Raw genomic sequence first — 24,281 nt, 5'->3', positions numbered from 1 at the left:
GCAGCGCGGTGGGCACCCGGCGGAGGATCGAACCGACAGGAACGGGCACGCCCCTTCGGGAGACGTGGGAAACGTGGGACACCTGGGAAACGTGGGGAAGACAGCTCATGCGCTACGAGATTCGCGTCGACGGACGGATGACCGAGACGCTGGTCAGGGCGTTCCCCGAGCTGGACCACGTCCTGATGGCCGGTCAGACCATCCTCTTCGGAGCGGTCGTCGACGAGGCACATCTGTACGGCCTGCTGGCCCGCTGCCAGTCCCTGGGGCTGAGGGTGCTGGAGCTGCGCCAGACGCCGTCGTGATCCCACCGCCGCGGCCCCGGTACGGGTCACCCGTGAGGGGTGAGGTGGCCGCGCACCCGCCCCGCGCACGCTGGGAGGCGTACGGAACGACGACCGGGTGCAGTCCCGGAACGGAGGAGGAGCCATGAGCGCGCAGACCTACCTCGCGTATGACTATCCGGCGCTGAGTGTCTTCTGGTCCATGCTGGTGTTCTTCCTGTGGATCATGTGGTTCGTCCTGCTGTTCCGGATCATCGTCGACGTCTTCCGGGACGACGACCTGGGCGGCTGGGCCAAGGCCGGCTGGCTCGTGTTCGTCATCGTCCTGCCCTTCCTCGGCGTCTTCGTCTACCTGATCGCCCGCGGCAGGAACATGGGCCGCCGCGAGGCCGAACAGGTCCGTGCGCAGCAGCAGGCGGTCGACACCTACATCCGCGAGACCGCCCACGCGGGCACACCCCCGACCAGTGCCGACGAACTCGAGAAGCTGTCCGGGCTGCGCTCGCGCGGCGACATCACCGACGACGAGTTCCGGCGGGCGAAGGAACTGGTCCTCACCGGCGGCGGGCCCGCGCACCCCGCACCATGAGGTTCCCGCCGCACCGGAGCACCGAGCACGTCGCACGGCACAGAAACGAGGTGGCACGATGACCGCCGCACCCACCGCACCCGCGCCCACCGCCAGGGAACAATGGGCCACCGGCCTGACCGCCTTCGGCGCGGTCATGCTCGTACTCGCCGGGATCCTGGACATCTTCCGCGGCATCATGGCGATCGCCCACGACGACGTGTTCCTCGTGACGCGCAGCTACGTCTTCCGGTTCGACCTCTCGGGGTGGGGCTGGATCCATCTGGTCCTCGGTGTCGTCGCCCTGCTCGTGGGCCTCGGCCTCTTCCGGGGCGTCGTGTGGGCGCGCGTGTGCGGAGTGGCCATCGCCTCGCTGATCGTCATCGCCAACTTCCTGTCCCTGCCGTACCACCCGGTGTGGTCGATCGTGCTGATCGCCTTCTCCGGGCTCGTCATCTGGGCCCTGTGCGTGGGGCGGACGGGCGCGTCCGAGCTGTTCGACTGACGTCAGCGGCTCGCCCTGGTCAGGGCGCCGGGGCCACCGCCGCGTCGAGCAGCGGGCCCAGTTCGCGTACGGCCGTGGTCAGCGGGCGTACGTCCTGGTCGGCGCGGGCCAGCAGGATCGCGCCCTCCAGGGTGCTGATCATCAGCGTGGCCAGGGATGTGGCGCGGGTCGCGGGGACGCCCATGCCGGCCAGGGCCTCGGCGAGCGGGGTCCGCCAGGTCGTGAAGGCGGCGGCCGCGGCCGCACGGGCCGAGCCGCCGGCGGCGGCGCACTCGGCGGTGGCCGCGGCGACCGGGCAGCCCGCGGCGAAACCCTCGGCCGCGTACTCGTCGGTCCACTGCGCGGCCATCGCCGCGAACAGGGCGCTCGGGCTCGGCTCGTCCAGGCTCGCGACGAAGCGTCCGATCCGCCGGCCCGCGTACCGTCCGGCCCAGTCGATCGCCTCGTTGACCAGCTGTTCCTTGCCGCCCGGGAAGTAGTGCTGCAGGGACCCGCGCGGTGCCCCGGCGTGGACGGCGACCTCACGCATACCGGTCGCGGTCACGCCGTGCCGCCGGATGAGCTGGGCCGCGCTGATGACCATCCGCTCCCGCGGCCCCGGCCGTTCCTCACCCATCGCCGACCTCCGTTCCGTGACACCCCCACTGCCTACCGCCTATGGTCGCCCCCCGCTCACCCCTTCTCCGGGATCCCGTACGCCCGCTCGACTCGCAGCCGTACGACCAGGCGCCGGTCGCGGACCATCGCCGCCCGGTAGTCGTCCCAGTCGGGGTGTTCGCCGAGGACGTCGCGGTAGAGACGGACCAGCTCCTCGACCGTGTCGTCGTACGGGTCCCGGGCGACCGGGGTCAGTTCGGCGGTGCCCTCGGCGACGGTGTACGCCCAGCGGTCGGCGCTGGTGACGTGGTACGAGGCGCGGGGGTCGCGGCGCAGGTTGCGCGTCTTGGCGCGGTCGTCGGTGACGGAGATCCGGATGAGCCGCTCCTCGGGGTAGTAGGCGTGGCTGACGTTGGACATCTGGGGGCGGCCGTCCTGTTTGAGGGTGACCAGGGTGCCGCCGTGACCTGCGGAGAGCAGGGCGAGCAGGGCGTCCTGCGTGGTGTCGTGAGTCATATCACGGTCAACTCGGCGGTGCGGGCCGCGCATTCCCATGCGCCGGGCCGGCGGCACTCGCCCTGGACGGAGAGGGTGTCGAACTGTTGCTCGATTCGGGTGCTGCTCTCGCTCGGGGCCCTCGTGCTGTCCGGGCCGCGTCCGCGGCGGTGTTCGGCCGGGTTGCAGTGGCGAGCGCGATGTGGGCCGAACGCGCCCGCAGACCGCGCTGCTGGGCGCCGGGACCGGGCCGGCGCTGCTCGTCCTCGCGGCCGGCCCGGCGCTCGGCGTGCTGCCGGCCTGCGCGCCGTCCGGGGCGGCGCGCGGCGTCGCGTCGGTCACACCCACCGTCGAAGATCACCTCCGGCACACCGTTTCTGCGACACGATGAGCATCGGACGCGGACCGGGCCGGGCGGCCGGCAGGCATTGCGTACGGCGGCGAGCGGAGGAGAGCGATGGCGGGGTTGGGGCAGGAAGTCGAGCCGGACGAGGCGGGGTTGGACGCCGCGGCGCTGGACCGCTTGGACCGGTGCTTCGCCGACCACGTGGACGCGGGGCGGCTGCCCGGCTTTCTGCTGGCCCTGGCCCGCGACGGGCGCATCGCGCACCTCACGACGTACGGGCGGCGCGATGTCGCGGGCGGACTGCCGGTGGAATCCGACACGTTGTGGCGGATCTACTCGATGACCAAGCCGGTCACCGCCGTGGCCGTGCTGCTGCTGGTGGAGGAGGGCCGGCTGGGCCTGGACGATCCGCTGGAGCGGCATCTGCCCGCGTTCGCCAACCCCCGTGTGTACGAGGGCGGTTCGGGTGGCGGCCTCACCACCCGGCCGGCCGCCGGACCGATCCGGATCCGTCATCTGCTCACCCACACCGCCGGGTTGACCTTCGGCTTCTACCACCAGCATCCGGTCGACGCCCTGTACCGCGACTCGGGGCTGGAGTACTCGGTGCCGCCGGGTGCCGATCTGGCCGAGACGGTCGAGGTGTACGCACGGATGCCGTTGCAGTTCGAACCGGGCGCGCAGTGGAACTACTCGGTCGCCTCGAACGTGCTGGGCCGGGTGATCGAGGTGGTGTCCGGGCGGCCGCTGGACGCGTTCCTCGCCGAGCGGATCCTCGGCCCGCTCGGCATGGCCGACACCGGGTTCCACCTCGCCCCCGGGCAGGAGCCCCGGCTGGCCGAGCTGTACCGGGAGACGGACGAGGGCGGGATCGCGCCGGTGCCGGGGCTGCCGGTGCACGGCCGGCCGCGGTTCCTGTCCGGCAGCGGCGGCCTGGTCTCCTCGGCGTACGACTTCCACCGGTTCATGGAGATGCTGCGCCGCGGCGGCGAACTCGACGGCGTCCGGCTGCTGTCGGCGGACGGCGTCGCGCTGATGACCGGCAACCGGCTGCCCGGCGGCGCCGTCCTGCGCGCCTTCGGCGCCCCGGTCCACCAGGAGCCCGGCAACGACGGCCTGGGCTTCGGCTTCAACGTCTCCGTGGTGGTCGACCCGTCGCGCACCCTGGCCCCGTCCAGCCTCGGTGCGTACGGCTGGACGGGCGCGGCCACGACCGCGTTCTGGGTGGACCCGGCCCACGAGCTGACGGTGCAGTTCATGACCCAGGTGCGCCCGAGGACGCTGAAGGTGTTCCCGCAGCTGCGGCGGCTGGTGAGCGAGGCGCTGGCCGGCTGACCGCCGGGCCGTCAGGAGCCGTGGGCGACGGCGTCCAGGTGCGGCAGGATGTGGTCCAGCCGCTCCCGTTTGGTGCGCAGATAGGTGATGTTGCTCTCGCACGGCTCGATGAGCAGCGGTACCCGCTCGGCGACCTGGATGCCGTGCCGGACGAGGGCCTCGCGCTTGCGCGGGTTGTTGGACATCAGCCGGACCGAGCGCACCCCGAGGTCGCGCAGGATCTCGGCGGCGACGCCGTAGTCGCGGGCGTCGACGGGCAGGCCGAGCGCGAGGTTCGCCTCCACGGTGTCCAGGCCCTCGGCCTGGAGCGCCATGGCGCGCAGTTTGGCGAGCAGGCCGATGCCGCGGCCCTCGTGCCCCCTCAAGTACACGACGACACCGCTGCCTTCGGCGACGACGGCGCGCAGCGCGGAGGCCAGCTGGTCGCCGCACTCGCAGTGCCGGGAGCCGAACGCGTCCCCGGTCAGGCATTCGGAGTGCAGCCGGGTCAGCACGTTCTCGGTGCCGATCTCGCCGTACACCAGGGCGACTTGTTCCTCGCCGCGGTCGTGGTCCAGGTAGCCGATCGCCTGGAATTTGCCGTACACGGTGGGCAGCGGCGCATTCACGACGCGTTCCGTGTCCGTCCGCCCTGCGGACTTCGAGCCCAGTACGCCGATGTCGACGCCGGTGTTTTCTGTCATGATCTGATTCCTCAAGCGAGACGAAAGGCCGTGAAACAATGAGTGGTTCGGGCGTGCGGGCGGCGGCACACGAGGCAACGCGCGGAATGAGCGGGACGCGCGGGATGTACGGCGTGCTGCCGGCGGACACCACGCAGGACGTACGGGCGCGGGGGGCGGGCGTTCCCGCACAGGTCGCCGTCCTTCCCGTCGGCAGTTTCGAGCAGCACGGGCCCTTCCTTCCGCTGGCGACCGACACGCTGGTCGCCTGTGCCGTGGCGCGGGAGATCGCCGCCGTCCACCCGGTGCATCTCCTTCCTCCGGTGACGGTCTCCTGCTCGCACGAGCACGCCGGCTGGCCGGGGACCGTCAGCATCTCCTCGGTGACCCTCCACGCGGTGGTCCGGGACATCGCGGAGTCGCTGCGCCGCGGCGGGGTCGACACGCTCGTCGTGGTCAACGGGCACGGCGGCAACTACGTCCTCGGCAACGTCGTGCAGGAGGCGTCCGCGCGCGGTGAGCGGATGGCGCTGTTCCCGGCCGCCGAGGACTGGGAGGAGGCCCGGGAGCGGGCGGGGGTGGAGACCTCGCTGCTCTCCGACATGCATGCCGGGGAAATCGAGACCTCGATTCTTCTGCACGCTCATCCCGAATTCGTCCGCCCTGGTCACGAGTCCGCCGATTTCATCGCCGACGACCGTCGTCATCTGCTCACCGTGGGAATGTCCGCCTATACCGAATCGGGCGTCATCGGCCGTCCTTCCCTGGGGTCGGCGGAAAAGGGGAAGGACCTGCTGGCGAGCCTCGCGGATTCCTTCTCGGCGGTGTTCACGTTGCTCACCGCGTCCGACGGCGCCGCGGACGCGGGGGCCGTACGGGGGTAGCCGCGCAGCCCGGCGTACCAGCGGGCGGCGAGGACGACGGCGCCGGGCAGGCTCGCCACGAAGCTGAGCACGCCGTAGACCACGGCGACGGCGACCCCGCTGTCCGCGCCGAGCCCCGCGGCCCCGAACGCCCAGGCGGTGACGCCCTCGCGGGGGCCGAATCCGCCGATGTTCAGCGGCAGTCCCATGGCGACGAGGGCCAGGACCGCGAGCGGGACCAAGGCGGCCACCGAGGCGGCGGAGCCGGCGACCCGGGCCGCGACGACGAACATCGCCAGATGTCCGGCCAGGACGACGGCCGAGGACAGTGCGACACCGGGCCCGGCCTGCCGGGACAGCAGCCCCTGCCGTGCCTCGCCGAGGCTCGTGCGCAGCGCGGTCCGGCGTCGGCCGGGGGCGCGGTTCATGCGCACGGCGAGGACGACGGCGAGGGTGCCGGCGACGGCCAGGGCGGCGAGCGGCGCGAAGGCGCGGACCTCGTCGCGGACCGGCGAGGGCAGGACCAGCAGGGCCGCCGCGCCGGACACGGCCAGCGCGATCTGCCCCGCGACCCGCTCCAGCACCACCGCCTTCACGCCGCGCCGCAGGTCGCCGGCGCTCTGCCCGTGCCGTACCGCGCGGTGCACGTCGCCCAGGATCCCGCCGGGCAGGGCCGCGTTCAGGAACAGCGCACGGTAGTAGTCGGCGACGGCGGGCCCGAAGGGCAGCCGGATCCGCAGGCCCCGGGCCACCAACTGCCAGCGCCAGGCGCTCAGCACGGTGGTGACCACGCCGATGCCGAGGGCGGCGAGGACGGTCCCGGTGTCGATCCGGCGCAGCCCGTCGAGCAGCGCGCCGGTGCCCAGCCGCCACAGCAGCGCGCCGAGGATGACGACACCGGCGGCGGTCCCGAGGTGCGTGCGCAGGGCACGGCCGCCGGGGCGCCGCGGGCCGACGGCGGGCGTGGCGGAGCAGGCGGGGGCCGGGGCGGGGGCCTCGTTCTCCGCCGGTCCGGCACCCGCGGGGTACGCGGTCGCCCGCGCGGTCATGAGGTGCCGTCCGTCGAGCGGGGCAGGGCCAGCAGGTCGCTGTGGTGGACGATCACCCGCAGCTCGCCGGCGGCGCAGGCGGCGAGCCGGTCGCGCAGGTAGCGCGCCGCGCGCTCGGCCAGGTCGGGGCGCTGCTCCACGGCCGCGCCCACCCAGCCGCGCAGCCACTGTTCGGTCAGCGCGGCCTGCTCGGGGCCGAGGTGCCACGGGCTCGGGCGGACGCGGACGTTCGCGCCGCGCGCGGCGAACGCCTCGCGGGCCACGGTGACCGCGTCCGGGCCGAGCAGGTCCGTGCGCCGCTGGTGGTCGTTGAACGCCTCGGCGATCTCGGCGTCCAGCGGGTCGTGCGGGGTGAGTTCGACGCGTCCGGCGACGGACAGCGTGAGCAGCGCGGGACAACCGGCGCCGGCGCACGCGTCGACGAGGGCGAGGATCTCCTCGCGCGTGAGGACGTCGAGCAGCGCGGAGGCGGTGACCAGCGAGGCGCCGCTCAGCGCGTCCGGGGTCAGCCGGGCCACGTCCCCGCGCCGGGTCTCGACGGTGACGCGGCTGCCGTCGGCGGCGGAGCGCGGGCTGGCCACGGCGGCGAAGTGCAGCAGATAGGGGTCGCGGTCGTGCAGGACCCAGTGCTGGGCGCCGTCGAGGCGGGGCGCGAGCCAGCGGCCCATCGAGCCGGTGCCGCAGCCGAGGTCGTGCACGGCCAGGGCACCGGGGCGGCCCGGCAGGTTCGCCAGCCGGATCCGCAGCGGGTCCAGCAGATCGTGTGCACGGGCGGTCGCGTCGGCGCTCTCCCTCAGCTGCAGCCACTCGGGCGCGTAGCGGGGCGGTTCGCCGGGCTCGTCGTCCCGCAGCCGTACGGTGGCCCGCTCGCCCGGACGGCCGGCGGGCCCGGCGCCGGGGACGACCGAGAGCACCGAGTCGGCCGCGGCGGCCGCGGGCCCCAGGTCGGCGGACCCGTCATCGGCCGCTGTCGTACCGGACGCCGTCGTACCGGGCTCGCCGTGCGCGTCGGCCGGAGTGGGGCCACGGTCGTCGCCCTGTCCCGCACCGGCCGCACCGCCGTCGGTCTCCCTGCGCGGCACGGACTCCACCTCGCTCTCGCTCTTCCGCGGCGACTCCGTTTCCCGGGGCCCCGGTTGGGCCGGGATCGCGGCGGCCGCGTTCGTCATGGTGTCGCGTGCCGTCATGCCGCCCTCCCCGGGGTCTCGGGGAGGCGGCCGAGGACCGCGGCCAGGCTGCGGGCGGTGGCGGCCCAGCCGTCGAGCGCGGCACGCCGGGCGCGGGCCGCGGCCTTGAGCCGGCGGCGTACGTCGGGCTCGCCGAACCAGCCGCGCAGTTCGGCGGCGAGCGCGCCGGGATCCTCCGGCGGGACGAGGATGCCGGGCACCCCGCCGTCGGGAGCCCGGCCGACCGCCTCCGGCACCCCGCCGACGTCGGTGGCGAGCACCGGGATGCCGCGGGCCAGCGCCTCGGTCACCGCCATGCCGTAGGTCTCCGCGTACGACGTCAGGACCATCAGGTCGGCGGCGGCGTAGGCGGCGTCGAGGCCGGCGCCGGTGCGCGGGCCGGTCAGGTGCAGCCGGTCGGTGAGGCCGTGCCGGGCGATCAGCTCCCGCAACTGTGCGACGTACACGGGGTCGTGGACGAGTCCGCCGACGCACTCGCAGGTCCACGGCAGGTCGCGCACCGCCGCGAGGGCCTCCACGAGCCGGTGCTGGCCCTTGCGCGGGGTCACCGCGGCGACGCACAGCAGCCGGGAGACGCCGTCGGTGCCGGGCGCGAGGGGCGCGATGTCGGCGCCGGGCGGGGCGACATGGACCCGGTCGGGGGCGAGGCCGTGGTGGGAGACGAGCCGGCGCACCGCCCAGTCGCTGGTCGCGACGACGGCGGGTACGGCGCGCAGCACGGCCCGTTCCCGGGCGTCGAGGTCGGCGGCGTCCCGGGGGTCGAGGCCGGTCTCGTCGCCGAGCGGCAGATGCACCAGCACCGCGAGGCGCAGGCGTTCGGCCTCCGGGGTGACGATCTCGGGCACGCCGCAGGCGACGAGTCCGTCGAGCAGGACGATCGCGTCGTCCGGCAGGTCCCGCAGGGTGCGGGCGAGTGCCTCGCGGGCGGTGCGGTCGGGGCGGGGCCAAATGCCGGCGGCGATGTGCCGGGTGACCTGCCAGCCGAAGCCGGGCAGGTCGAGGCAGAGCCGGCGGTCGTAGGCGTTGCCGCCGCTGGGCGCGGCCGGGTCGTCGATGCCGGCCGGCATCACGAAGTGCACGGTGCGCAGGGACATGGGGATGATTCCGGCCTGCTGCTCGGCTGCGGTGGGCTGTGCGGGCACGTAGGAGAGCCGCGCCCGCTCCACGGTCGCGTCGGTCACAGGGCACGCTCGTAACTCGCCCAGGCGATGTGCGACTCGTGGAGGGTGACCGATATGGCGGCGAGCCCCTTGGCCCCTTCGCCGAGGTTGCCCTTGTGGACGCGTTCGGCGAGCCGGTCGGCGATGACCTTGGCGAGGTACTCGGTGGAGGTGTTGACACCGGCGAAGTCGGGTTCGTCGTCGAGGTTGCGGTAGTTCAGCTCGGCGGTGATCAGCCGCAGTTCCTGGGTGGCGAGGCCGATGTCGACCACGATGTTGTCCTGGTCCAGCTGTTCGCGGCGGAAGGTGGCGTCCACGAGGAACGTGGCGCCGTGCAGTTTCTGCGCGGGTCCGAACACCTCGCCGCGGAAGCTGTGGGCGATCATGATGTGATCGCGGACGGTGATGCTGAACAACGGACGACCCTCCAGGTGCGGCGCGTCTGGTCCCCCCGGACCGTGCCTGCCCGGGGATGACATCTAGTACGGCTCTTCGCTTCCCCGTGTTCAGTCCCCTCTCACTCTTTTCTCAGGTCAGACCCGCCTCGGCGTACCGGATGCGGTGGCACAGGGCCGGGATGTCACCGGCGGCGAGCCGCGGCATGACGTCGGGGAGTTGCTCGAACTCGCTCTCCCCCGTGATGAGCGCGTCCAGGGCCGGGTCGGCGAGCAGGTCGAGGGCGAGTGCCATCCGGTCGGCGTAACCGCGGCCGGGGCGGGCGGCCGGGGAGACGGTGCCGACCTGGCTGCTGCGCACGGTGAGCCGGCGGGAGTGGAAGGCCTCGCCGAGCGGCAGGCTCACGCGCCGGTCGCCGTACCAGCTCAGCTCCACGACGGTGCCGTCCGGGGCGAGGAGCTGCAGGGCGCGGGTGAGGCCGGCCTCGCTGGCGCTGGCGTGGATGACGAGGTCGCAGTCGCCGAGGGCGCCGTCGGGGGTCGCGAAGTCGACGCCGAGGGCCTCGGCGGTCTTCGCGCGGGCCGGGTCGGCGTCGACGAGCTGGAGGCGGATGCCGGGGAAGCGGGCGAGCAGTGCGGCCACCGAGCAGCCGACCATGCCGCCGCCGACCACGGCGATCCGGTCCCCGATCAGCGGCGAGGCGTCCCACAGGGCGTTGACGGCGGTCTCGACGGTCCCGGCGAGCACGGCGCGCGCGGCGGGCACGGACTCGGGTACGACGGTGACGGCGTTCACCGGGACGACGTAACGGCTCTGGTGCGGGTACAGGCAGAAGACGGTACGTCCGATCAGGTCGGCCGGGCCCTGTTCCACCGTGCCGACGCTGAGATAGCCGTACTTCACCGGGCCCGGGAAGTCGCCCTCCTGGAACGGCGCCCGCATCACGGCGTGTTGGCCGGGCGGCACCTGGCCGCGGAAGACGAGCGTCTCGGTGCCGCGGCTGACCCCCGAGTACAGCGCGCGCACGAGGACCTCGCCCTCGGCGGGCTCCGCGAGGGTGACGTCACGCAGTTCTCCGTGGCCGGGCGAGCGCAGCCAGAACGCGCGGGCCGAGCGGTTCATGGGCATCCTCCTGAACAGTGGGCAAGTTGTTCACGTACCGAGAAGTGCACAGGCCGCGCACAGTACGCGGCGTTGATCGACTCTGTCACTCGGCCGGAGGGTGTGCGGTGGCCCTGAACAACACGTATGACGCGAGGCTCCAGCAGGAGACCGCTGTGGGAGCGGGCGTACAGATCCTGCTGCTGGCCCTGCTCGGCACGGCGATAGGCATGGGGCCGGCCGGCTGGCTGACGGGGCTGGCGTTCGCGTTCGCCACCTGGGCCGTGCTGGCCCGTGCCCTGCACCGCTCCCGGCTGCGCTCCTTCGGTCCCGCGAACCGGGTCACGCTCGGCCGGGCGACCCTGGTGGGCGGGGTGACCGCCCTGGTCGCGGACTCCTTCGAGAGCTCGCCGCCGGTGACCGTGCTGGTCGGCCTGACCGCCGTCGCCCTCCTCCTGGACGGCGTCGACGGCAAGGTGGCCCGCCGTACGGGGACGTCGACGGCGCTCGGGGCCCGCTTCGACATGGAGGTCGACGCGTTCCTGATCCTCGTGCTGAGCGTCTATGTCTCGATGCAGCTGGGCCCGTGGGTGCTGCTGATCGGCGGCATGCGGTACGCGTTCGTCGCGGCCGCCCGCCTCGCCCCCTGGCTGAACGCCCCGCTGCCGCCCTCCTTCGCCCGCAAGACGGTGGCCGCGGTGCAGGGCGTCGCGCTCCTGGTGGCGGGGGCCGAACTGCTGCCGCGGCCGGCGAACCTCGCGGTCGTCCTGCTGGCGCTGGGCTCCCTGGTGTGGTCCTTCGGGCGCGACGTGCGCTGGCTGTGGCGTACGTCGCGTACGCCGGTGCGGGTGCCGGCCGAGGCCCCGGTGCTGGAGCTGGCCGGGCGCTGAGCGGCGGCGGGCAGGGGGAAGGGCCCGGACCGGGAATGCCGGTCCGGGCCCTTCGCATCGCACTGACTGCCCGCTGCTACGCCCGCGGCGTGCGGCTCCGCACGAGCGCGAAGGCCGCGGCGGCGAGGCCGAGGACGCCGACGACCAGCCCGGCGATGCCGAGCCCGCGGGCCGTGGAGTCGGCGGAGTCCGCGGCCCGGGTGGTGGCGGCGCTCTTGGCGGGGGTGGCCGCGCCGGTGCCACCGGCCGTCAGTCTGAGCACGGGCGCCGGGTTCTCCGGGCCGTCGCCGCCGGTGGGCTCCTCGATCCAGCGGACGACCTTGCCGTCGGAGTACGTCTGGAGTGTCTTGAAGACCAACTGCCCGGTGTCGGAAGGGAGTTGCCCGAAGGCGACGTCGAAGTCCTCGTACTGTCCGGCGGCGATCCTCCCGCCGGTGAAGGTGATCTCGGAGGCGGCCTCGGTGATGGTGCCGTCGTCGGTCTTGACGGGCGTCTTCAGCCTGGTCGTGGTGACCTTGGCGGTCCAGCCGTCCTGCGGGTGGACGAGGACGCCGAGGACGGGGTGGTCGGTGGGCAGGAAGACCTGGACCTTCGTGGTGAAGGCGCCGTCCTCCTCGTTGGGGACGCGGAAGGTGAGGACGCCGTCGGTGGCGCCCTTGGCGTAGCTCTCGGGGTGGACGGTGACGTGCGCGAAGGCGGCACCGGCGGCGAGGAGCACGGTGGCGGCGGCACCGGCGACGACGGTCGCGGCGCGGCGCAGGGCGGGACGTGTGGCGGACATGGCGGGTCGGTCTCCGTACGGGTGACGTGGGTGAAGGGGTCGGATCGGGTACGGGACCGGGGCCGGGGGTCCGCGCCGGCTGACCGCGTGCCGCAGCGGGGCACGGCGGGGCGGCCCGGGATCGTCCGGGAGACACGGGGTGTGCGGGGCGGGGGCGGGCAGCGTGGCCTCGCCCCGCCGGACGGCGAGGCCGGGGACGAGGCGGGCGGTGCGGCGCAGCAGCGACCACAGGGCGGCCTCGCCCCGCCGCAGCCACCAGGAGGCGGCGAGCGCGGCGAGGAGATGGGCGGCGGTGGCGTGGGCGGTCGTGTACGCGGACGCCGTCGCGTGGACGTGTGCCGCGGCCGTGGCGGGGCCGTGCGTGAACGGCATCGCGTGGCTCTGCGTCACCGCCGTACCGTGGCCCGGCGTGGCCGTCATGCCCGCCGCGGACGCGAGCCGGCTGCCGTGGTGGGCGGCGTCGAAGCCGGTGTGCAGGGCGGCCTGGGTGGCCAGCATGGCGGCGCCGATGCCGGTGAGCGACCGTTCGCGGGCGCCGAGGATCCAGCCGAGCGCGAACACTGCGGCGAATCCGGCCGCGTCGGCCCACAGAGGCGGCATCGTCCCCATGGCGAGCCCGTGCCCGGCTGCGGCGAGGAGCACGCACACCGCGGCGAACACCGCGGCACGCAGACCTCTCACCGCCGGGGACGCGCTCATGGTGAGGGAGTCTCCCACGGTCGGGTGATACGTGGGGCGGGGGCGTCGTGTTCAGCGGCGGGGCAGGACGAGCCGCCGCAGGTACCGGGTGCGGGGCGGCGGGCACGGACGTCATCGGGTCACCGGCTCCCCCTTGCCGGCCGGGCGTTCGGCGCGCGCCGGGCGTCGTAGGGCGGCCGCCGAGGTGACGGCGAGCGCGCCGAGGACGGCGAGTACGGCGGCGGGGGCGAGGACCGTCCAGGGGGCGCGTTCGGCGTAGGGCTGGTTCTCGGCGAGGAGATGGCCCCACTCGGGGGACGGCGGCTGGGCGCCGAGGCCGAGGAAGCCGAGCGAGGCGAGGGCGAGGGCGGTGCCGGGCAGCCGGAGCAGGGCGTGCCGGGCGACGGGCGGGACGACGGCGGGCAGGAGTTCGTGGCGCAGCAGGTACCAGCGGCCGGCGCCGAGGGCGCGGGTGGCGGTGAGGTGCAGGGCGGCGCGTTCCTGCCGCAGGAGCGCGCTGGTGTGGGCGGCGAGGGGTGCCCAGGCGACGGCCGCGACGGCGAGCGCGGGGGTGGCCGGGCCGCCGCCCGCGACGGCGGTGACGAGGAGCGCGGCGAGGACGGGCGGTACGGCGTTGACGGTGTCGGCGAGCGGCCCGGACAGCCGGGGCAGCAGTCCGAGCAGCAGCCCGGCCAGCAGGGTGCCGGCGCTGAGGGCGAGGGCGAGCAGCAGGGTGTCGAGGGCGCCGTGGGCGATGCGGGCGAGCAGGTCGCGGCCGAGGGCGTCGGTGCCGAACAGGTGGGCGGCGCAGGGTGGTTGGAGGCGGGCGGCGGTGTCGAGGGCGAGCGGGTCGCGGGGCAGACCGGCGGCGAGGACGGCCAGCAGCACGGCGGCGAGGAGGAGCGGCGTCGCAGCCCGCGCGGGCGCGGTGGCCGGGTGCAGTGCGGGTACGGCGCCGTCCTTGAGGGCGGGGCCGACGAGCAGGCGTACGCCGAGCCGGGCGGTGCCCGCGGCCAGGGCGGCGAGGAGCACCAGGCAGAGGGTGCCGGTCTGGAGGACGGGCAGGTCCTGGGCGAGGGCGGCCTGGAGGATGGTGCGGCCGAGTCCGGGGATGTCGAAGATCTGCTCGACGGCGACGGCGCCGCCGGTCATGCCGACGACGAACAGGGCGGTGTTGGGCAGCAGTCCGGGCAGGACGCGCCGGACCGCCTGCCGGGCGATCGAGCGGTCGGGCAGTCCGCGCGCCCGTGCGGCCCGCACCCAGGGCTCGGCGAAGGCGCCGGGCAGCTGGTCGTCGAGGAGCCGGCCGAGGACGGCGCCCGCGGGCAGGCCGAGGGCGAGGGCGGGCAGGACGGTGTGGCGCGGGCCGTACCAGCCGAGGGCGGGCAGCCAGCCGAGCTGGACGCCGACGACGGTGGCGAGCACGGAGGCGGTGAGGAACTCCGGGAGCGTGGCGAGCATCGCGGAGCCGGCGCCGCCGGGCCGGTCGCGGCCGCCGCGGCACAGGGTGCGGGCGCAGACAGCGGCCGCGGTGCACAGGGCGACGGCCAGGGCGACGGCCATCAGCAGCAGGGAGGCGCCGAGCGCCTGGAGCACGGCCGGTCCGACGTCGGCGCCGGAGATCCAGGACTGTCCGGCGTCCCCGCGCGCCAGTCCGCCGAGCCAGCGCCCGAGCAGGGTCAACGCCCCGTCGTCCAGGCGCAGTTGACGGCGGATGGCGGCGAGCACCTCGGGGTCGGGATCCCGGTCCTGGGCGCGGGCCTTGAGGACGGTGAGCGCCGGATCGGTGCGGGCCAGCCAGGGCAGCAGCCCGATCCCGCACACCAGGGCACCGGCGAGCGAGGCCCGCCACAGCATGCTGCGCATGTCGCTCAGCGCCGGGTGCCGGTGCCGACGAGGGTGCGCTCGTAGGGGTCGAGGAGCACCCCCTTCACCGCGCCGGAGACGCCGGTGACGACGCGCTGGTGGACCAGCGGTACGACGGTGTCGGTGGCGAGGATCGCCGCCTCGGCGCGCAGCGCGGCGGTCCGCCGTCCGGCGGGGTCGGCGGTGCGCTCGGCGGCGGCCACGGCCCGGTCGACGGCGCGGTCGCACAGCAGGGCCAGGTTGTAGCCGCCGTCGCAGGTGTAGTCGCTCGCCAGGACGGCGACGGGGTCTCCCGTGTCGACGAGGCTGTTGCGGGCGAGCACGAACGCGTCGAACTTCCCGTCGAGGGCGTCGCCCTCCAGCCGCCCGTACTCGCGCACGACGAGCTTCACCCGGAAGCCCGCCTTCTCCAGCTGCTGCTTCAACACCTGGGCGACTTCGGGGAGTTCGGGCCGGTTGTCGTAGGTGGCGAGGGTGAGTTCGGTCCCGTGGGGCCGCTTCGCCGCGGCCCGGCCCGCGGGCTTGAGGTGCTTGCCCTCGGCCCAGGTGACGGCGGGCCCGTAGATCCCGGTCCCACGGTCGGCGTGCCCCTCGTACACGCCGCGCGCGAGGCCGGAGGTGTCGACGGCGGCGCGGGCGGCGGCCCGCAGCCCGGCGTCGCGCAGCGGCCCGGAGCGGGAGTTGAGCAGCAGGCTGGTGGTGCGCGTGGTGGCGGTCTCGCGCCGGGTCCCCTCCGCCAGGCTCGCGGCCTGGGCGACGGGCACGGCCTCGGCCAGGTCGGCGTCACCGCTGCGCAGGGCGTTGGTGCGGGCGGTGCCGTCGGCGACGAAGCGGACGTCGATGCCGCCGGCCCGGGCGCGCCCGCCCCAGTAGCCGTCGTACCGGTCGAGGGTGGCGGAGGCGGTCCCGTTCACCTTCTTCAGGACGAACGGCCCGGTGCCGCTGCCCACCGGGTCGACGGCGCCCTTGCGGGTGTACGCCGTGGCGGACAGGACGGCGAGGCCGGGGCTGGACAGTCGCAGGGGCAGGACCGGGTCGGGCCGCTCGGTGGTGACGCGCAGCCGGCGGGCGTCCACCGCCCGGGCGGTCAGCTCCACGCCGGACAGGGCGGCCGGGGCGGGCCGGGCCGTGGCGGCGCGGGCGAGGGAGGCGGCGACGGCGCGGGCGGTCACGTCGGTGCCGTCGTGGAAGGTGGCCTCGCGCAGGGTGAACAGCCAGCTGCGGTCGCCGTCCTGCCGCCAGGAGGTGGCCAGGGCGGGCGCGGCGGCGCCGTTGCCGTCGAGCGCGGTCAGCCCCTCGGTGACGCCGAGCCGGGTGAGGATCGTGCCGTCGGCGCCGTACGGGGAGAGCCGCTCGGCGGGCGGAAAGGCGAGCGCGACGCGCAGCCGGGCGGCGCCGCCGGCACCGCCGCCGCGATGGTCGCCCGCACCGGAGGCGAAGCAGCCTGCCAGCAAGGGGGTGAGCAGAAGGGCGGCGAGCAGCCGGGGACGCGGGAGAGACATGATCCTCGGTTCGTTTCGGACGATTGGGCGCGAGCCCCAGACTACATGACAATCATTTTCATAACCGGCGGCACCCTCACCCCGCCCCCACGGGCAGCTCGAAGTGCACGAGGCTCTGCGGACGTCCGGGGTCCGCCCGCTCGTCATGGACGACCTTCCCGAGCGACCGCCAGAACGCCTCGGCGCCGGGCACGGCCGGATCGGTGTGCAGATACACGGCCCGGTACCCCCCGTCCGCCCCGGCGAACTCCACGAGCCGCTCCACCAGTTGCCGCGCGATCCCCCGCCTGCGGTGCGCGGGCCGCACGTACACCCGGCGCAACTGCGCGGTCGACCCCGACGGATACCGCTCGGCCAGCCACCGCGGATTCGGCGGCCACACGGGCCCCCGCGCATCGAGCGCCCCGGTCCCGACGACCTCCCCCACCCCGTCGACCGCGACGAACAGCGCGTGCCGCACGGGCACGAGATAGGCCCCGGCGGGATCGACGATGTCGGCGTGCCAACGGGGCACGTATCCGGTCCCGAAGTCCCGGTAGACGGTGTCGAGCATGACGGACCTGGCACCGTCGAGGTCGGAGGGGGTTGCGGGTCTGATGCTATATGGATGCACTTGCACATCCTATGCATTAGGTGCCAGGGTACCGCCCGCCCGCCGTTGGCCCTCCGGACAGGCGCCGCCGAGGGCGAGGCGTACGACGCGCCGCTTGGAGTGGTCGAGGGCGGCGCCGGAGAAGTCGTCGAAGAAGGTCGTGCGGTAGGTGCCCGGCTGGTCCGCGGGGAGCGCGGGGCAGGCGGCGGAGGCACTGCCGCGCGTTCCCCGGACCTGGAACTCGTTGCATGAAGCCGGTGGGGGCGGACTCCCGCGTCCGGGCCCACCGGCCGTAGGGGGGCGGGTCAGGCGGCTCGGCGGGTCTGGCCCCGGTGGACGCGGACGATGTCCGCGTACCGGCGGCCGCTGCCCTTGATGGTGCGCACCTGGGTGCGGTAGTCGACGTGGACCAGGCCGAAGCGCTTGGCATAGCCGTACGCCCACTCGAAGTTGTCCAGCAGGGACCAGGCGAAGTAGCCGGCGAGCGGGGCGCCCTTGCGGGCGGCGGCGGCGCAGGCGGCGAGGTGCTGCTCCAGATAGGCCTGGCGCTCGGGGTCGTCGACGCTGCCGTCCGGGCGGACCAGGTCCTCGAAGGCCGAGCCGTTCTCGGTGACGTAGATCTTCCGGGCGCCGTAGTCCTCGGTGAGCCGGAGCAGCAGCGTCTCGATGCCGCTCGCGTCGATCTCCCAGTCCATGCCGGTGCGCGGGACTCCCTCGCGGCGCACGGCGCGGACGTACGGCGCCGGGCCGTCGGGGGCGTCGGCGACGTGGGCCGGGAAGTAGTAGTTCAGGCCGAGCCAGTCCAGTGGGGTGGCGATGGTCGTCAAGTCGCCTGCGTGGACGGGGAGTTCGACGCCGTAGGTGTCGACCATGTCGGCCGGGAAGCCGCGGCCGTGCACCGGGTCGAGCCACCAGCGGTTGACGTGGCCGTCCTGGCGGTGGGCCGCCGCCACGTCCTCGGGGCGGTCGGTGGCCGGGTGGACGGTGGAGAGGTTGTTGACGATGCCGATCTCGGCGCCGGGCGCGGCGGCCCGCACCGCCTGGACGGCGAGGCCGTGGCCGAGGAGCAGGTGGTACGAGGCCCGTACGGCGGCGGTCAGATCGGTCCAGCCGGGGGCCATCTTGCCCTCCAGATGGCCGATCCAGGCCGAGCACGAGGGCTCGTTGAGGGTCGCCCAGAGCTTCACACGGTCGCCGAGGCGGCCGGCGACCGCCTCGGCGTACTCGGCGAACGCGAAGGCCGTGTCCCGCTCGGGCCAGCCGCCGCGGTCCTGGAGCGTCTGCGGCAGGTCCCAGTGGTAGAGCGTGACGGACGGTGTGATGCCCGCCTCCAGCAGCGCGTCCACCAACTCGTCGTAGAAGACGAGGCCCTTGGGGTTGACCGGGCCGGTGCCGGCGGGCCGGACGCGGGGCCAGGCGACGGACAACCGGTAGGCGTCGGCGCCGAGTTGCCGCATCAGGGCGATGTCCTCGCGCCAGCGGTGGTAGTGGTCGCAGGCGACGTCGCCGGTGTCGCCGTTCGCGGTCTTCCCCGGGGTGTGGGAGAAGGTGTCCCAGATCGAGGGCGCCCGGCCGTCCTCGGCGACGGCCCCCTCGATCTGGTACGCCGCGGTCGCCGTGCCCCACAGGAAGTCGGGCGGGAAGGCGGCGAGGTCGATGCGTTCGGACACGGAAGTCCCTTCGGAGTACGCGGGATCGGTCACTTGACGGCGCCCGCCGTCAGACCGGCGACGAGATAGCGCTGGAGCAGCAGGAACCCGGCCACCACGGGCACGCTGACGACCAGCGACGCGGCCATGATCTGGTTCCAGTAGACGTCGTAGAGGGTGGAGTAGCCCTGGAGGCCGACGGCGAGGGTGCGGGTGGTGTCGTCGGTCATCACGGACGCGAAGAGCACCTCGCCCCACGCGGTCATGAAGGCGTAGACCGCGACCGCGACGATGCCGGGGATCGCGGCGGGCACGACGATCCGCAGCAGCGCGCCGAGCGGGCCGCAGCCGTCGACCAGTGCCGCCTCGTCCAGATCGCGCGGCACGGAGTCGAGGTAGCCGATCAGCATCCAGATGGAGAAGGGGAGGGAGAAGGTCAGATACGTCAGGATCAGGCCGCCGCGGGAGCCGAACAGAGCGATGCCGGTGGCGTTGCCGATGTTGACGTAGAGCAGGAACAGCGGGAGCAGGAAAAGGATGCCCGGGAGCATCTGCGTCGACAGCACGGTCACCGTGAAGACGCGTTTGCCACGGAAGTCGTAGCGGCTGACGGCATAGGCGGCGAACACCGCGATGACCACCGAGCAGACGGTCGCCGCGCCCGCCACGATCAGCGAGTTCACGAAGTAGCGGGCGAGCGGGACGGTCGACCAGATGTCGATGTACGGCCGGATCGTCAGGCCGCTGGGCAGCCAGCGGAACTTCCCGGTGACGTCCGCGAGCGGTTTGAGCGAGCTGGAGACCATCACGTACACCGGGATCAGCACGAAGCCGGTGAGCAGGGTGAGGAAGATCCGCCGGGTCCACAGGAACGAACGCGGGGGTGCCATGGGCGAGTTGGCGCTAGCCACGGGCGGGCCTCCGTCGGCGCGAGGTGAGCAGCAGGTACCCGCCCGTCACGACGAGCAGGAAGAGCAGCAGCAGGACGGACATCGCCGAGCCGGTGCCGAAGTTCCAGGTGACGAAGGACGCCTGGTAGATGTGGACCGAGATGAGGTCGGCGGCGGCCGGGGCGGACTTGCCGAACAGGACGTACGGCGTGTTGAAGTCGTTGAACGTCCACAGGAACAGCACCAGGACGAGGACCTGGTTGACCGGGCGCAGCGAGGGCAGCGTGATGCGGCGGATCTGCTGCCACATCCCGGCGCCGTCCAGCGCGGCGGCCTCGTACAGCTCCCGTGGGATGTTCTGGAGCCCGGCCGTCACGATGAGGAAGGCGAACGGCCAGCCCTTCCACACCGACACGGTCAGCAGGGCGTAGAAGCTGTTGTCGCCGATGAGCCAGAAGGAGCGCCGGTCGGTGAGGTGGAGCTGGTCGTGCAGGACGTGGTTCACCAGGCCGTTGTCGTGCTGGAACATGAACACCCAGGTGATGACGGCCGCGTAGACGGGCAGCGCGTACGGCACCAGGAACAGGGTGCGCAGCAGGCCGCGGCCGCGGAAGGCGTCCTGCATGAAGACGGCGGCGGCGGTGCCGGTCAGCCAGCACAGGGCGACCGAGAGCAGGGTGAAGCCGACGGTGACGAGGAAGGAGTGCAGCAGGGCCTTGCCGACGGGGGCGTCGAAGTCCACCGACACCGTGTAGTTGCCGAGGCCTGACCAGGGGGCGGTGCCCCAGTCGCGGATGTAGAACTGGGTGAGTTCCTTGAAGCTCATCACGATGCCGACGGCCATCGGCACGAGATGGACGAGCAGTTCGAGCACGAGGGCGGGCAGGAGGAGCAGGTAGGGCAGAGCGGCGCGGCGGATCCGCCCGGTGCGGCGGCGGGGTTCGCGCGCCGCCGCGCCCGGGGGTCCCTCGCGCACCGGCTCCTTGAAGGCGGTGGTCGTCGTCATCGGCGGAGGTGTCATCGGCCCGCTCACGCCGCCGGCATCTGCTGCTGGGCCTTCTCCAGCTCGGCCTTGACCGAGCCGGTGGTCACCGCGCGGCCGGCGGCGGCGTCGGCGAAGAGGTCCTTGACGGCCGTACCGACGGTCGTCTCGAACTGCGACTCGGAGGGGACCTGCGGCATGGCGGCCGCGGACGCGGAGAGGGTGCTCTTCAGCACCGTGTCGGCGGGCGTGCCGAAGGCGGCGTCCGCCTGCGCGGAGGTGACCGGCGGGATGGAGCTGTAGGCCTTGTTGAGGATCTTCTGCTCCGCGTCGGAGGTCATGAACTTCACGAACTGCGTGGCGCCGTCGAGGTTGTGGGTGTTCTTGAAGACGGCCAGGTTGATGCCCATGAACGCCGAGTCGACCTGGGTGCCGCTGCCGGGCGTGCCGGAGAGCACGGGCACCGGCGCGATGCCGTAGGAGTCGGCGCTCATGCCCTGGGACGTGAGGTTGGCGGCGGCGGACTGCCACAGCAGCATCGCCTGCCTGCCCTTGGCGAAATCGCTGACGGACTGGTTCTGCGCGTACTCGGCGTCGCCGGTCGGGATGGCCTTGTCCGTGGCCATCAGGTCGACGTAGCTCTTGACCGCGTCGACCACCTTGGGAGCGGTGAAGTCGGGCTTGCCGTCGGGGGTGAAGAAGTCGGCGCCGCGCTGCCGGGCGAAGACGAAGACGTGGTGGATGTTCTCCGAGGGGTTCGAGCCCTCGGCCCCGAGCGCGGACTTGCCCTTCGCGTCGATCTTCTTGCTGTCGGCGACCAACTCGTCCCAGGTGGCGGGCGGTTGGGAGATTCCGGCGTCGGCGAAGATCTTCTTGTTGTAGTAGAGGGCGTACGCCATCGAGTACAGCGGGACCGCGGCCGGGTCCTTGCCCCGGACGCCGGTCGAGTCGAGCGCGGCGCCGGCGAACCGGTCCTTGCCGCCGATCTTCGCGAAGTTCTTGGCGTCCCACGGCAGCAGTGCGCCGGTCGCCTGCAGCGAGGCGCTCCAGGTGTTGCCGATGTTCAGCACGTCCGGGCCCTGGCCGGAGGTGGTGGCGGTGAGGATCCGGTTGAGCAGGTCGGACCAGGGCACGACCTCCAGCTTGACCTTGATGCCGGTCTGCTTCTGGAACTTGTCGAGCTCGGGCTTCAGCACCTGCTGGTCGACGGCGATGCTGGCGCCCTGGTTGGAGGCCCAGTACGTCAGTGTCTTCGGGGAGTCGTTCGACCCGCCCCCGGTCGCGGAACCGCCGCCGCAGGCCGTGGCCGCGAGGGCGAGAGACAGGGCGACGGCGCCGGTGGCCGCGGCTCGGATTCTGCGCATGGCTCCTGGTGTCCCTTTCCGGGGGTCGATCCCCGAGGCCGCCGACGGGAGCCGACGTCACACGACGTCGCCTTCGACTCCCGAAAGCTCCTCATGGCTTAATTTAGGACGTGAGTTAAACCTCGGAATCGGCAGCCGTCAAGGGGTTGGGCACAGGTGAGGACAGTCGTGATGAAGTCGTGCGCCGGGAGGGGGTGTTGGGCGTGGTGAGGGTGTTGGCGGTGGACGCGGGCGGGCGGGGGCCGGGGGTGGGGTCGGGGTGCGGGTGCGGGTGGGGTCGGGGTGCGGGTGGGGCCCAGGGCCCGGGTACCCGGGCCCCGAGGTCTGCGGAGCCCGGAGACCAGGAGCCCAGGTACCCGGAGTCCGGGCAGGCCGGGGAATTTGGAGTCCCCGGAGCCCGGAGGGCCGGAGTGCCGGGCTCCGGGGACCGCTAGCGGGTGGGGGTGGGGGTCGGTTGGGGTCGGGGGATTGGGGCGTAGCCAGTGGGGCGGGTGGTGAAGGTGCCTCGGCCCTGGGTGCGGCTGCGCAACCGGGTGGCGTAGCCGAAGAGTTCGGCCAGCGGGACGGTCGCCGTCAGGACGGCCGCGCCGCGCCGCCTCTCGGAGCCGCCGACCCGGCCGCGCCGGGCGGACAGGTCCCCGAGGACCGTGCCGACCGCGTCCTCGGGCACGGTGACCGTGACCTCGGCGACCGGTTCCAGCACGGCCGTCGCGCAGGCACGCAGGGCCGCGCGGAGTCCGAGCCGGCCGGCGGCGCGGAAGGCCGTGTCGGAGGAGTCCTTCACATGGGTGGAGCCGTCCGTGAGCGTGACCCGCAGCCCGGTCACCGGATGCCCGTGGAGCGGCCCCTCGACGAGGGCGTCCCGGCACCCGGCCTCCACCGCCCGCACGTACTCCTGCGGTACGGACCCGCCGGTGACGGTGCAGCGGAACTCGAAGCCGGTGGCGCCGACTTCGGGTCCGAGCGGCGCCACGTCGAGCACGACGTGCGCGAACTGCCCCGCACCGCCGTCCTGTTTGACGTGCCGGTACCCGAACCCCGTCACTCCCGCGACGACCGTCTCGCGACAGGCGACCCTCGGCCGCCCCACCGTGACCTCCGGTCCGCCGTCGCGCCGCACCTTCTCCACCGCGACCTCCAGATGGAGTTCGCCCATCCCGGACAGCACGGTCTGCCCGGTCTCGGCATCGGTGCGCACCACCAGCGACGGGTCCTCCTCGACCAGCCGGGCCAGCGCCGCCGCCAGTCGGCCGGTGTCCGCGGCCCGCCGGGCCTCGACCGCGACGGACACCACGGGCTCGGCCGCGGTCGGCGGCTCCAGCAGCAACGGGGCACCGGGGTCGCACAGGGTGGATCCGGCCCGCGCCGACTTCACGCCCACGAGGGCCACGATGTCCCCGGCGACCGCGCGGTCGAGCGGGACATGCCGGTCCGCCATGACGCGCAGGATGCGCGCCACCCGCTCGGTGCGCCCGCTGCCCTGCTCGTGCACGGTGTCTCCCTTCTCCAGGGTGCCCGAGTAGACGCGGACGTGGGCCAGTCGTCCGGTGGTACCGGCGTTCACCTTGAACACCAGCCCGCTGAACGGGGCTTGCGGATCGGCCGCCCGCTCCTGCTCGCCGCCCGCGTGCACGCCGCGTACGGCAGGGACGTCCAGCGGCGAGGGCAGATAGGCGACGACCGCGTCCAGCAGCGGTTCGATGCCGCGGTTGCGGTAGGCCGAGCCGGCGAGGACGACCACGCCGTCCCCGGTGCGGGTGAGATCGCGCAGGGCGGCGGTGAGGGTGGCGGAGCGGAGCGTGTCCTGCGCGCAGAACTCCTCCAGCGCGCCCGGATGCAGCCCGGCCACCGCCTCCTCCAGCACCCGCCGTCGTCGTACGGCCTCCTCCCGCAGCTCCTCGGGCACGACGCCCTCCACCGCCGTACCGGTCGCGTCGTCCCACGTCAGCGCGCGCATCCGGACCAGGTCGACGACACCGGTGAACGCGTCCTCGGCGCCGATCGGCAGCTGCACGACCAGCGGCGCCGGGTGCAGCCGCTCCCGGATCGAGGCGACGGCCCGGTCGAGGTCGGCGCCCGCGCGGTCCAGCTTGTTGACGAACGCGATGCGCGGGACGCCGTGCCGGTCGGCCTGCCGCCACACCGACTCGCTCTGCGGCTCGACCCCGGCGACGGCGTCGAACACGGCGACCGCCCCGTCGAGGACCCGGAGCGAGCGCTCGACCTCGTCGGCGAAGTCGACGTGGCCGGGGGTGTCGATGAGGTTGATGCGACAGCCGCCCCAGGCACAGCTGACGGCGGCGGCGAAGATGGTGATGCCGCGGTCGCGTTCCTGCGGGTCGAAGTCGGTGACGGTGGTGCCGTCGTGCACCTCGCCCCGCTTGTGGGTGGTGCCCGTCGCGTACAGGATCCGCTCGGTGACGGTGGTCTTGCCCGCGTCCACGTGGGCGAGGATGCCGAGGTTGCGGACGGCGGTGAGAGCGGTGGCGGAACTGGTGATGTGCGTGCGCACGGCCCGGGGCCTTTCTGGGGTTCGGAG

At 73.7% G+C, this 24,281-nt stretch carries 22 protein-coding genes and 1 pseudogene; 6 read left to right on the top strand and 17 right to left on the bottom strand.

The window, feature by feature from the left end; all coding sequences use genetic code 11:
• Positions 1-107: 107 nt before the first annotated feature.
• From ACFC8N_RS27270 to ACFC8N_RS27260, 3 genes are all read left to right on the top strand, one after another.
• Positions 108-305, top strand: coding sequence for a hypothetical protein (locus ACFC8N_RS27270; RefSeq protein WP_376290620.1), 198 nt, complete (start codon positions 108-110; stop codon positions 303-305).
• A gap of 124 nt (positions 306-429) precedes the next feature.
• Complete coding sequence (locus tag ACFC8N_RS27265) at positions 430-873, top strand: SHOCT domain-containing protein (RefSeq protein ID WP_356025536.1); 444 nt, start codon at positions 430-432, stop codon at positions 871-873.
• Between the two features lie 58 nt (positions 874-931).
• On the top strand, positions 932-1,357 hold the full coding sequence (locus tag ACFC8N_RS27260) for a hypothetical protein (protein WP_356025537.1): 426 nt from the start codon (positions 932-934) through the stop codon (positions 1,355-1,357).
• A gap of 19 nt (positions 1,358-1,376) precedes the next feature.
• On the opposite strand, the gene ACFC8N_RS27255 is transcribed toward ACFC8N_RS27260, so the two are convergent.
• Together ACFC8N_RS27255 and ACFC8N_RS27250 are read right to left on the bottom strand one after the other, a co-directional pair.
• Complete coding sequence (locus ACFC8N_RS27255; RefSeq protein ID WP_376290617.1) at positions 1,377-1,973, bottom strand: TetR/AcrR family transcriptional regulator; 597 nt, start codon at positions 1,971-1,973, stop codon at positions 1,377-1,379.
• Positions 1,974-2,029: 56 nt separating this feature from the next.
• Positions 2,030-2,470, bottom strand: a complete 441-nt coding sequence (locus tag ACFC8N_RS27250; RefSeq protein ID WP_376290615.1) for a PPOX class F420-dependent oxidoreductase — start codon at positions 2,468-2,470, stop codon at positions 2,030-2,032.
• 436 nt (positions 2,471-2,906) lie between these two features.
• On the opposite strand from ACFC8N_RS27250, the gene ACFC8N_RS27245 reads away from it, so the two are divergent.
• A complete protein-coding gene (locus ACFC8N_RS27245; protein ID WP_376290614.1) occupies positions 2,907-4,130 on the top strand; it encodes a serine hydrolase domain-containing protein in 1,224 nt (407 codons plus the stop codon).
• Positions 4,131-4,141: 11 nt separating this feature from the next.
• Here the strand turns inward: ACFC8N_RS27245 and ribA are convergent, their stop codons facing one another.
• Entirely contained in the window at positions 4,142-4,813 is a 672-nt protein-coding gene (gene ribA, locus ACFC8N_RS27240; RefSeq protein WP_356025550.1) for a GTP cyclohydrolase II, read from the bottom strand.
• 86 nt (positions 4,814-4,899) lie between these two features.
• Between ribA and ACFC8N_RS27235 the strand changes: the two genes are divergently transcribed.
• Positions 4,900-5,676 (top strand): creatininase family protein, encoded by a 777-nt coding sequence (locus ACFC8N_RS27235; RefSeq protein WP_376290612.1) that lies wholly within the window; start codon positions 4,900-4,902, stop codon positions 5,674-5,676.
• 53 nt (positions 5,677-5,729) lie between these two features.
• Here the strand turns inward: ACFC8N_RS27235 and ACFC8N_RS27230 are convergent.
• From ACFC8N_RS27230 to ACFC8N_RS27210, 5 genes and pseudogenes are all read right to left on the bottom strand, one after another.
• A pseudogene (locus tag ACFC8N_RS27230) lies at positions 5,730-6,704 on the bottom strand (YbhN family protein); the annotation flags it as partial.
• Positions 6,701-7,891, bottom strand: a complete 1,191-nt coding sequence (locus ACFC8N_RS27225) for a class I SAM-dependent methyltransferase (RefSeq protein ID WP_376290610.1) — start codon at positions 7,889-7,891, stop codon at positions 6,701-6,703. The gene ACFC8N_RS27225 and the pseudogene ACFC8N_RS27230, both read right to left, overlap by 4 nt.
• Positions 7,888-9,072, bottom strand: coding sequence for a glycosyltransferase family 4 protein (locus tag ACFC8N_RS27220; RefSeq protein ID WP_376290608.1), 1,185 nt, complete (start codon positions 9,070-9,072; stop codon positions 7,888-7,890). The genes ACFC8N_RS27225 and ACFC8N_RS27220 overlap by 4 nt, the downstream gene beginning before the upstream one ends.
• The gene (locus ACFC8N_RS27215) at positions 9,069-9,467 is read right to left on the bottom strand and encodes a 6-carboxytetrahydropterin synthase (RefSeq protein ID WP_356025558.1); all 399 of its coding nucleotides are present in this window, start codon (positions 9,465-9,467) and stop codon (positions 9,069-9,071) included. Before ACFC8N_RS27215 ends, ACFC8N_RS27220 begins: the two co-directional genes overlap by 4 nt.
• Positions 9,468-9,579: 112 nt before the next feature.
• A complete protein-coding gene (locus ACFC8N_RS27210) occupies positions 9,580-10,569 on the bottom strand; it encodes a dehydrogenase (protein ID WP_376290606.1) in 990 nt (329 codons plus the stop codon).
• Positions 10,570-10,676: 107 nt separating this feature from the next.
• Here ACFC8N_RS27210 and ACFC8N_RS27205 point away from each other — a divergent pair, with 107 nt between their 5' ends.
• Positions 10,677-11,438 (top strand): CDP-alcohol phosphatidyltransferase family protein, encoded by a 762-nt coding sequence (locus ACFC8N_RS27205; RefSeq protein WP_356025563.1) that lies wholly within the window; start codon positions 10,677-10,679, stop codon positions 11,436-11,438.
• A gap of 76 nt (positions 11,439-11,514) precedes the next feature.
• Here the strand turns inward: ACFC8N_RS27205 and ACFC8N_RS27200 are convergent, their stop codons facing one another.
• The 9 genes from ACFC8N_RS27200 to fusA form a co-directional block, all read right to left on the bottom strand.
• Positions 11,515-12,219, bottom strand: a complete 705-nt coding sequence (locus ACFC8N_RS27200; protein WP_376290680.1) for a YcnI family protein — start codon at positions 12,217-12,219, stop codon at positions 11,515-11,517.
• A gap of 810 nt (positions 12,220-13,029) precedes the next feature.
• Entirely contained in the window at positions 13,030-14,763 is a 1,734-nt protein-coding gene (locus tag ACFC8N_RS27195) for an ABC transporter permease subunit (RefSeq protein ID WP_376290604.1), read from the bottom strand.
• Positions 14,764-14,768: 5 nt separating this feature from the next.
• Entirely contained in the window at positions 14,769-16,265 is a 1,497-nt protein-coding gene (locus ACFC8N_RS27190) for an ABC transporter substrate-binding protein (RefSeq protein ID WP_376290602.1), read from the bottom strand.
• Positions 16,266-16,341: 76 nt separating this feature from the next.
• The gene (locus ACFC8N_RS27185) at positions 16,342-16,818 is read right to left on the bottom strand and encodes a GNAT family N-acetyltransferase (RefSeq protein ID WP_376290599.1); all 477 of its coding nucleotides are present in this window, start codon (positions 16,816-16,818) and stop codon (positions 16,342-16,344) included.
• Positions 16,819-17,162: 344 nt separating this feature from the next.
• The gene (locus ACFC8N_RS27180; RefSeq protein WP_376290596.1) at positions 17,163-18,527 is read right to left on the bottom strand and encodes a GH1 family beta-glucosidase; all 1,365 of its coding nucleotides are present in this window, start codon (positions 18,525-18,527) and stop codon (positions 17,163-17,165) included.
• Positions 18,528-18,556: 29 nt separating this feature from the next.
• A complete protein-coding gene (locus tag ACFC8N_RS27175; RefSeq protein WP_356025818.1) occupies positions 18,557-19,396 on the bottom strand; it encodes a carbohydrate ABC transporter permease in 840 nt (279 codons plus the stop codon).
• A 13-nt stretch (positions 19,397-19,409) separates the two neighbouring features.
• Positions 19,410-20,402 carry a sugar ABC transporter permease gene (locus ACFC8N_RS27170; RefSeq protein ID WP_356025574.1) on the bottom strand — a complete coding sequence of 331 codons (993 nt, stop codon included), beginning with the start codon at positions 20,400-20,402 and terminating at the stop codon, positions 19,410-19,412.
• Between the two features lie 23 nt (positions 20,403-20,425).
• Positions 20,426-21,742 (bottom strand): extracellular solute-binding protein, encoded by a 1,317-nt coding sequence (locus ACFC8N_RS27165; protein WP_376290592.1) that lies wholly within the window; start codon positions 21,740-21,742, stop codon positions 20,426-20,428.
• Between the two features lie 430 nt (positions 21,743-22,172).
• Positions 22,173-24,254, bottom strand: coding sequence for an elongation factor G (gene fusA, locus ACFC8N_RS27160; protein WP_376290590.1), 2,082 nt, complete (start codon positions 24,252-24,254; stop codon positions 22,173-22,175).
• Between the last annotated feature and the right edge of the window lie 27 nt (positions 24,255-24,281).

The sequence above is a fragment of the Streptomyces sp. NPDC055966 genome (assembly GCF_042269865.1).
Classification (GTDB): Bacteria; Actinomycetota; Actinomycetes; order Streptomycetales; family Streptomycetaceae; genus Streptomyces.
This window is presented reverse-complemented; position numbering and strand designations above follow the sequence as displayed.

Excerpts from the sequence above, each read along its gene's own strand:
- ACFC8N_RS27195 (WP_376290604.1), bottom strand. The coding sequence starts at position 14,763 with ATGCGCAGCATGCTGTGGCGGGCCTCGCTCGCCGGTGCCCTGGTGTGC.
- ACFC8N_RS27265 (WP_356025536.1), top strand. The coding sequence starts at position 430 with ATGAGCGCGCAGACCTACCTCGCGTATGACTATCCGGCGCTGAGTGTC.
- ACFC8N_RS27185 (WP_376290599.1), bottom strand. The coding sequence starts at position 16,818 with ATGCTCGACACCGTCTACCGGGACTTCGGGACCGGATACGTGCCCCGT.
- ACFC8N_RS27255 (WP_376290617.1), bottom strand. The coding sequence starts at position 1,973 with ATGGGTGAGGAACGGCCGGGGCCGCGGGAGCGGATGGTCATCAGCGCG.
- ACFC8N_RS27190 (WP_376290602.1), bottom strand. The coding sequence starts at position 16,265 with ATGTCTCTCCCGCGTCCCCGGCTGCTCGCCGCCCTTCTGCTCACCCCC.
- ACFC8N_RS27200 (WP_376290680.1), bottom strand. The coding sequence starts at position 12,219 with ATGTCCGCCACACGTCCCGCCCTGCGCCGCGCCGCGACCGTCGTCGCC.
- ACFC8N_RS27210 (WP_376290606.1), bottom strand. The coding sequence starts at position 10,569 with ATGAACCGCTCGGCCCGCGCGTTCTGGCTGCGCTCGCCCGGCCACGGA.
- ACFC8N_RS27245 (WP_376290614.1), top strand. The coding sequence starts at position 2,907 with ATGGCGGGGTTGGGGCAGGAAGTCGAGCCGGACGAGGCGGGGTTGGAC.
- ACFC8N_RS27170 (WP_356025574.1), bottom strand. The coding sequence starts at position 20,402 with ATGACGACGACCACCGCCTTCAAGGAGCCGGTGCGCGAGGGACCCCCG.
- ACFC8N_RS27270 (WP_376290620.1), top strand. The coding sequence starts at position 108 with ATGCGCTACGAGATTCGCGTCGACGGACGGATGACCGAGACGCTGGTC.
- ribA (WP_356025550.1), bottom strand. The coding sequence starts at position 4,813 with ATGACAGAAAACACCGGCGTCGACATCGGCGTACTGGGCTCGAAGTCC.
- ACFC8N_RS27250 (WP_376290615.1), bottom strand. The coding sequence starts at position 2,470 with ATGACTCACGACACCACGCAGGACGCCCTGCTCGCCCTGCTCTCCGCA.
- ACFC8N_RS27260 (WP_356025537.1), top strand. The coding sequence starts at position 932 with ATGACCGCCGCACCCACCGCACCCGCGCCCACCGCCAGGGAACAATGG.
- ACFC8N_RS27225 (WP_376290610.1), bottom strand. The coding sequence starts at position 7,891 with ATGACGGCACGCGACACCATGACGAACGCGGCCGCCGCGATCCCGGCC.
- ACFC8N_RS27165 (WP_376290592.1), bottom strand. The coding sequence starts at position 21,742 with ATGCGCAGAATCCGAGCCGCGGCCACCGGCGCCGTCGCCCTGTCTCTC.
- ACFC8N_RS27175 (WP_356025818.1), bottom strand. The coding sequence starts at position 19,396 with ATGGCACCCCCGCGTTCGTTCCTGTGGACCCGGCGGATCTTCCTCACC.
- ACFC8N_RS27235 (WP_376290612.1), top strand. The coding sequence starts at position 4,900 with ATGAGCGGGACGCGCGGGATGTACGGCGTGCTGCCGGCGGACACCACG.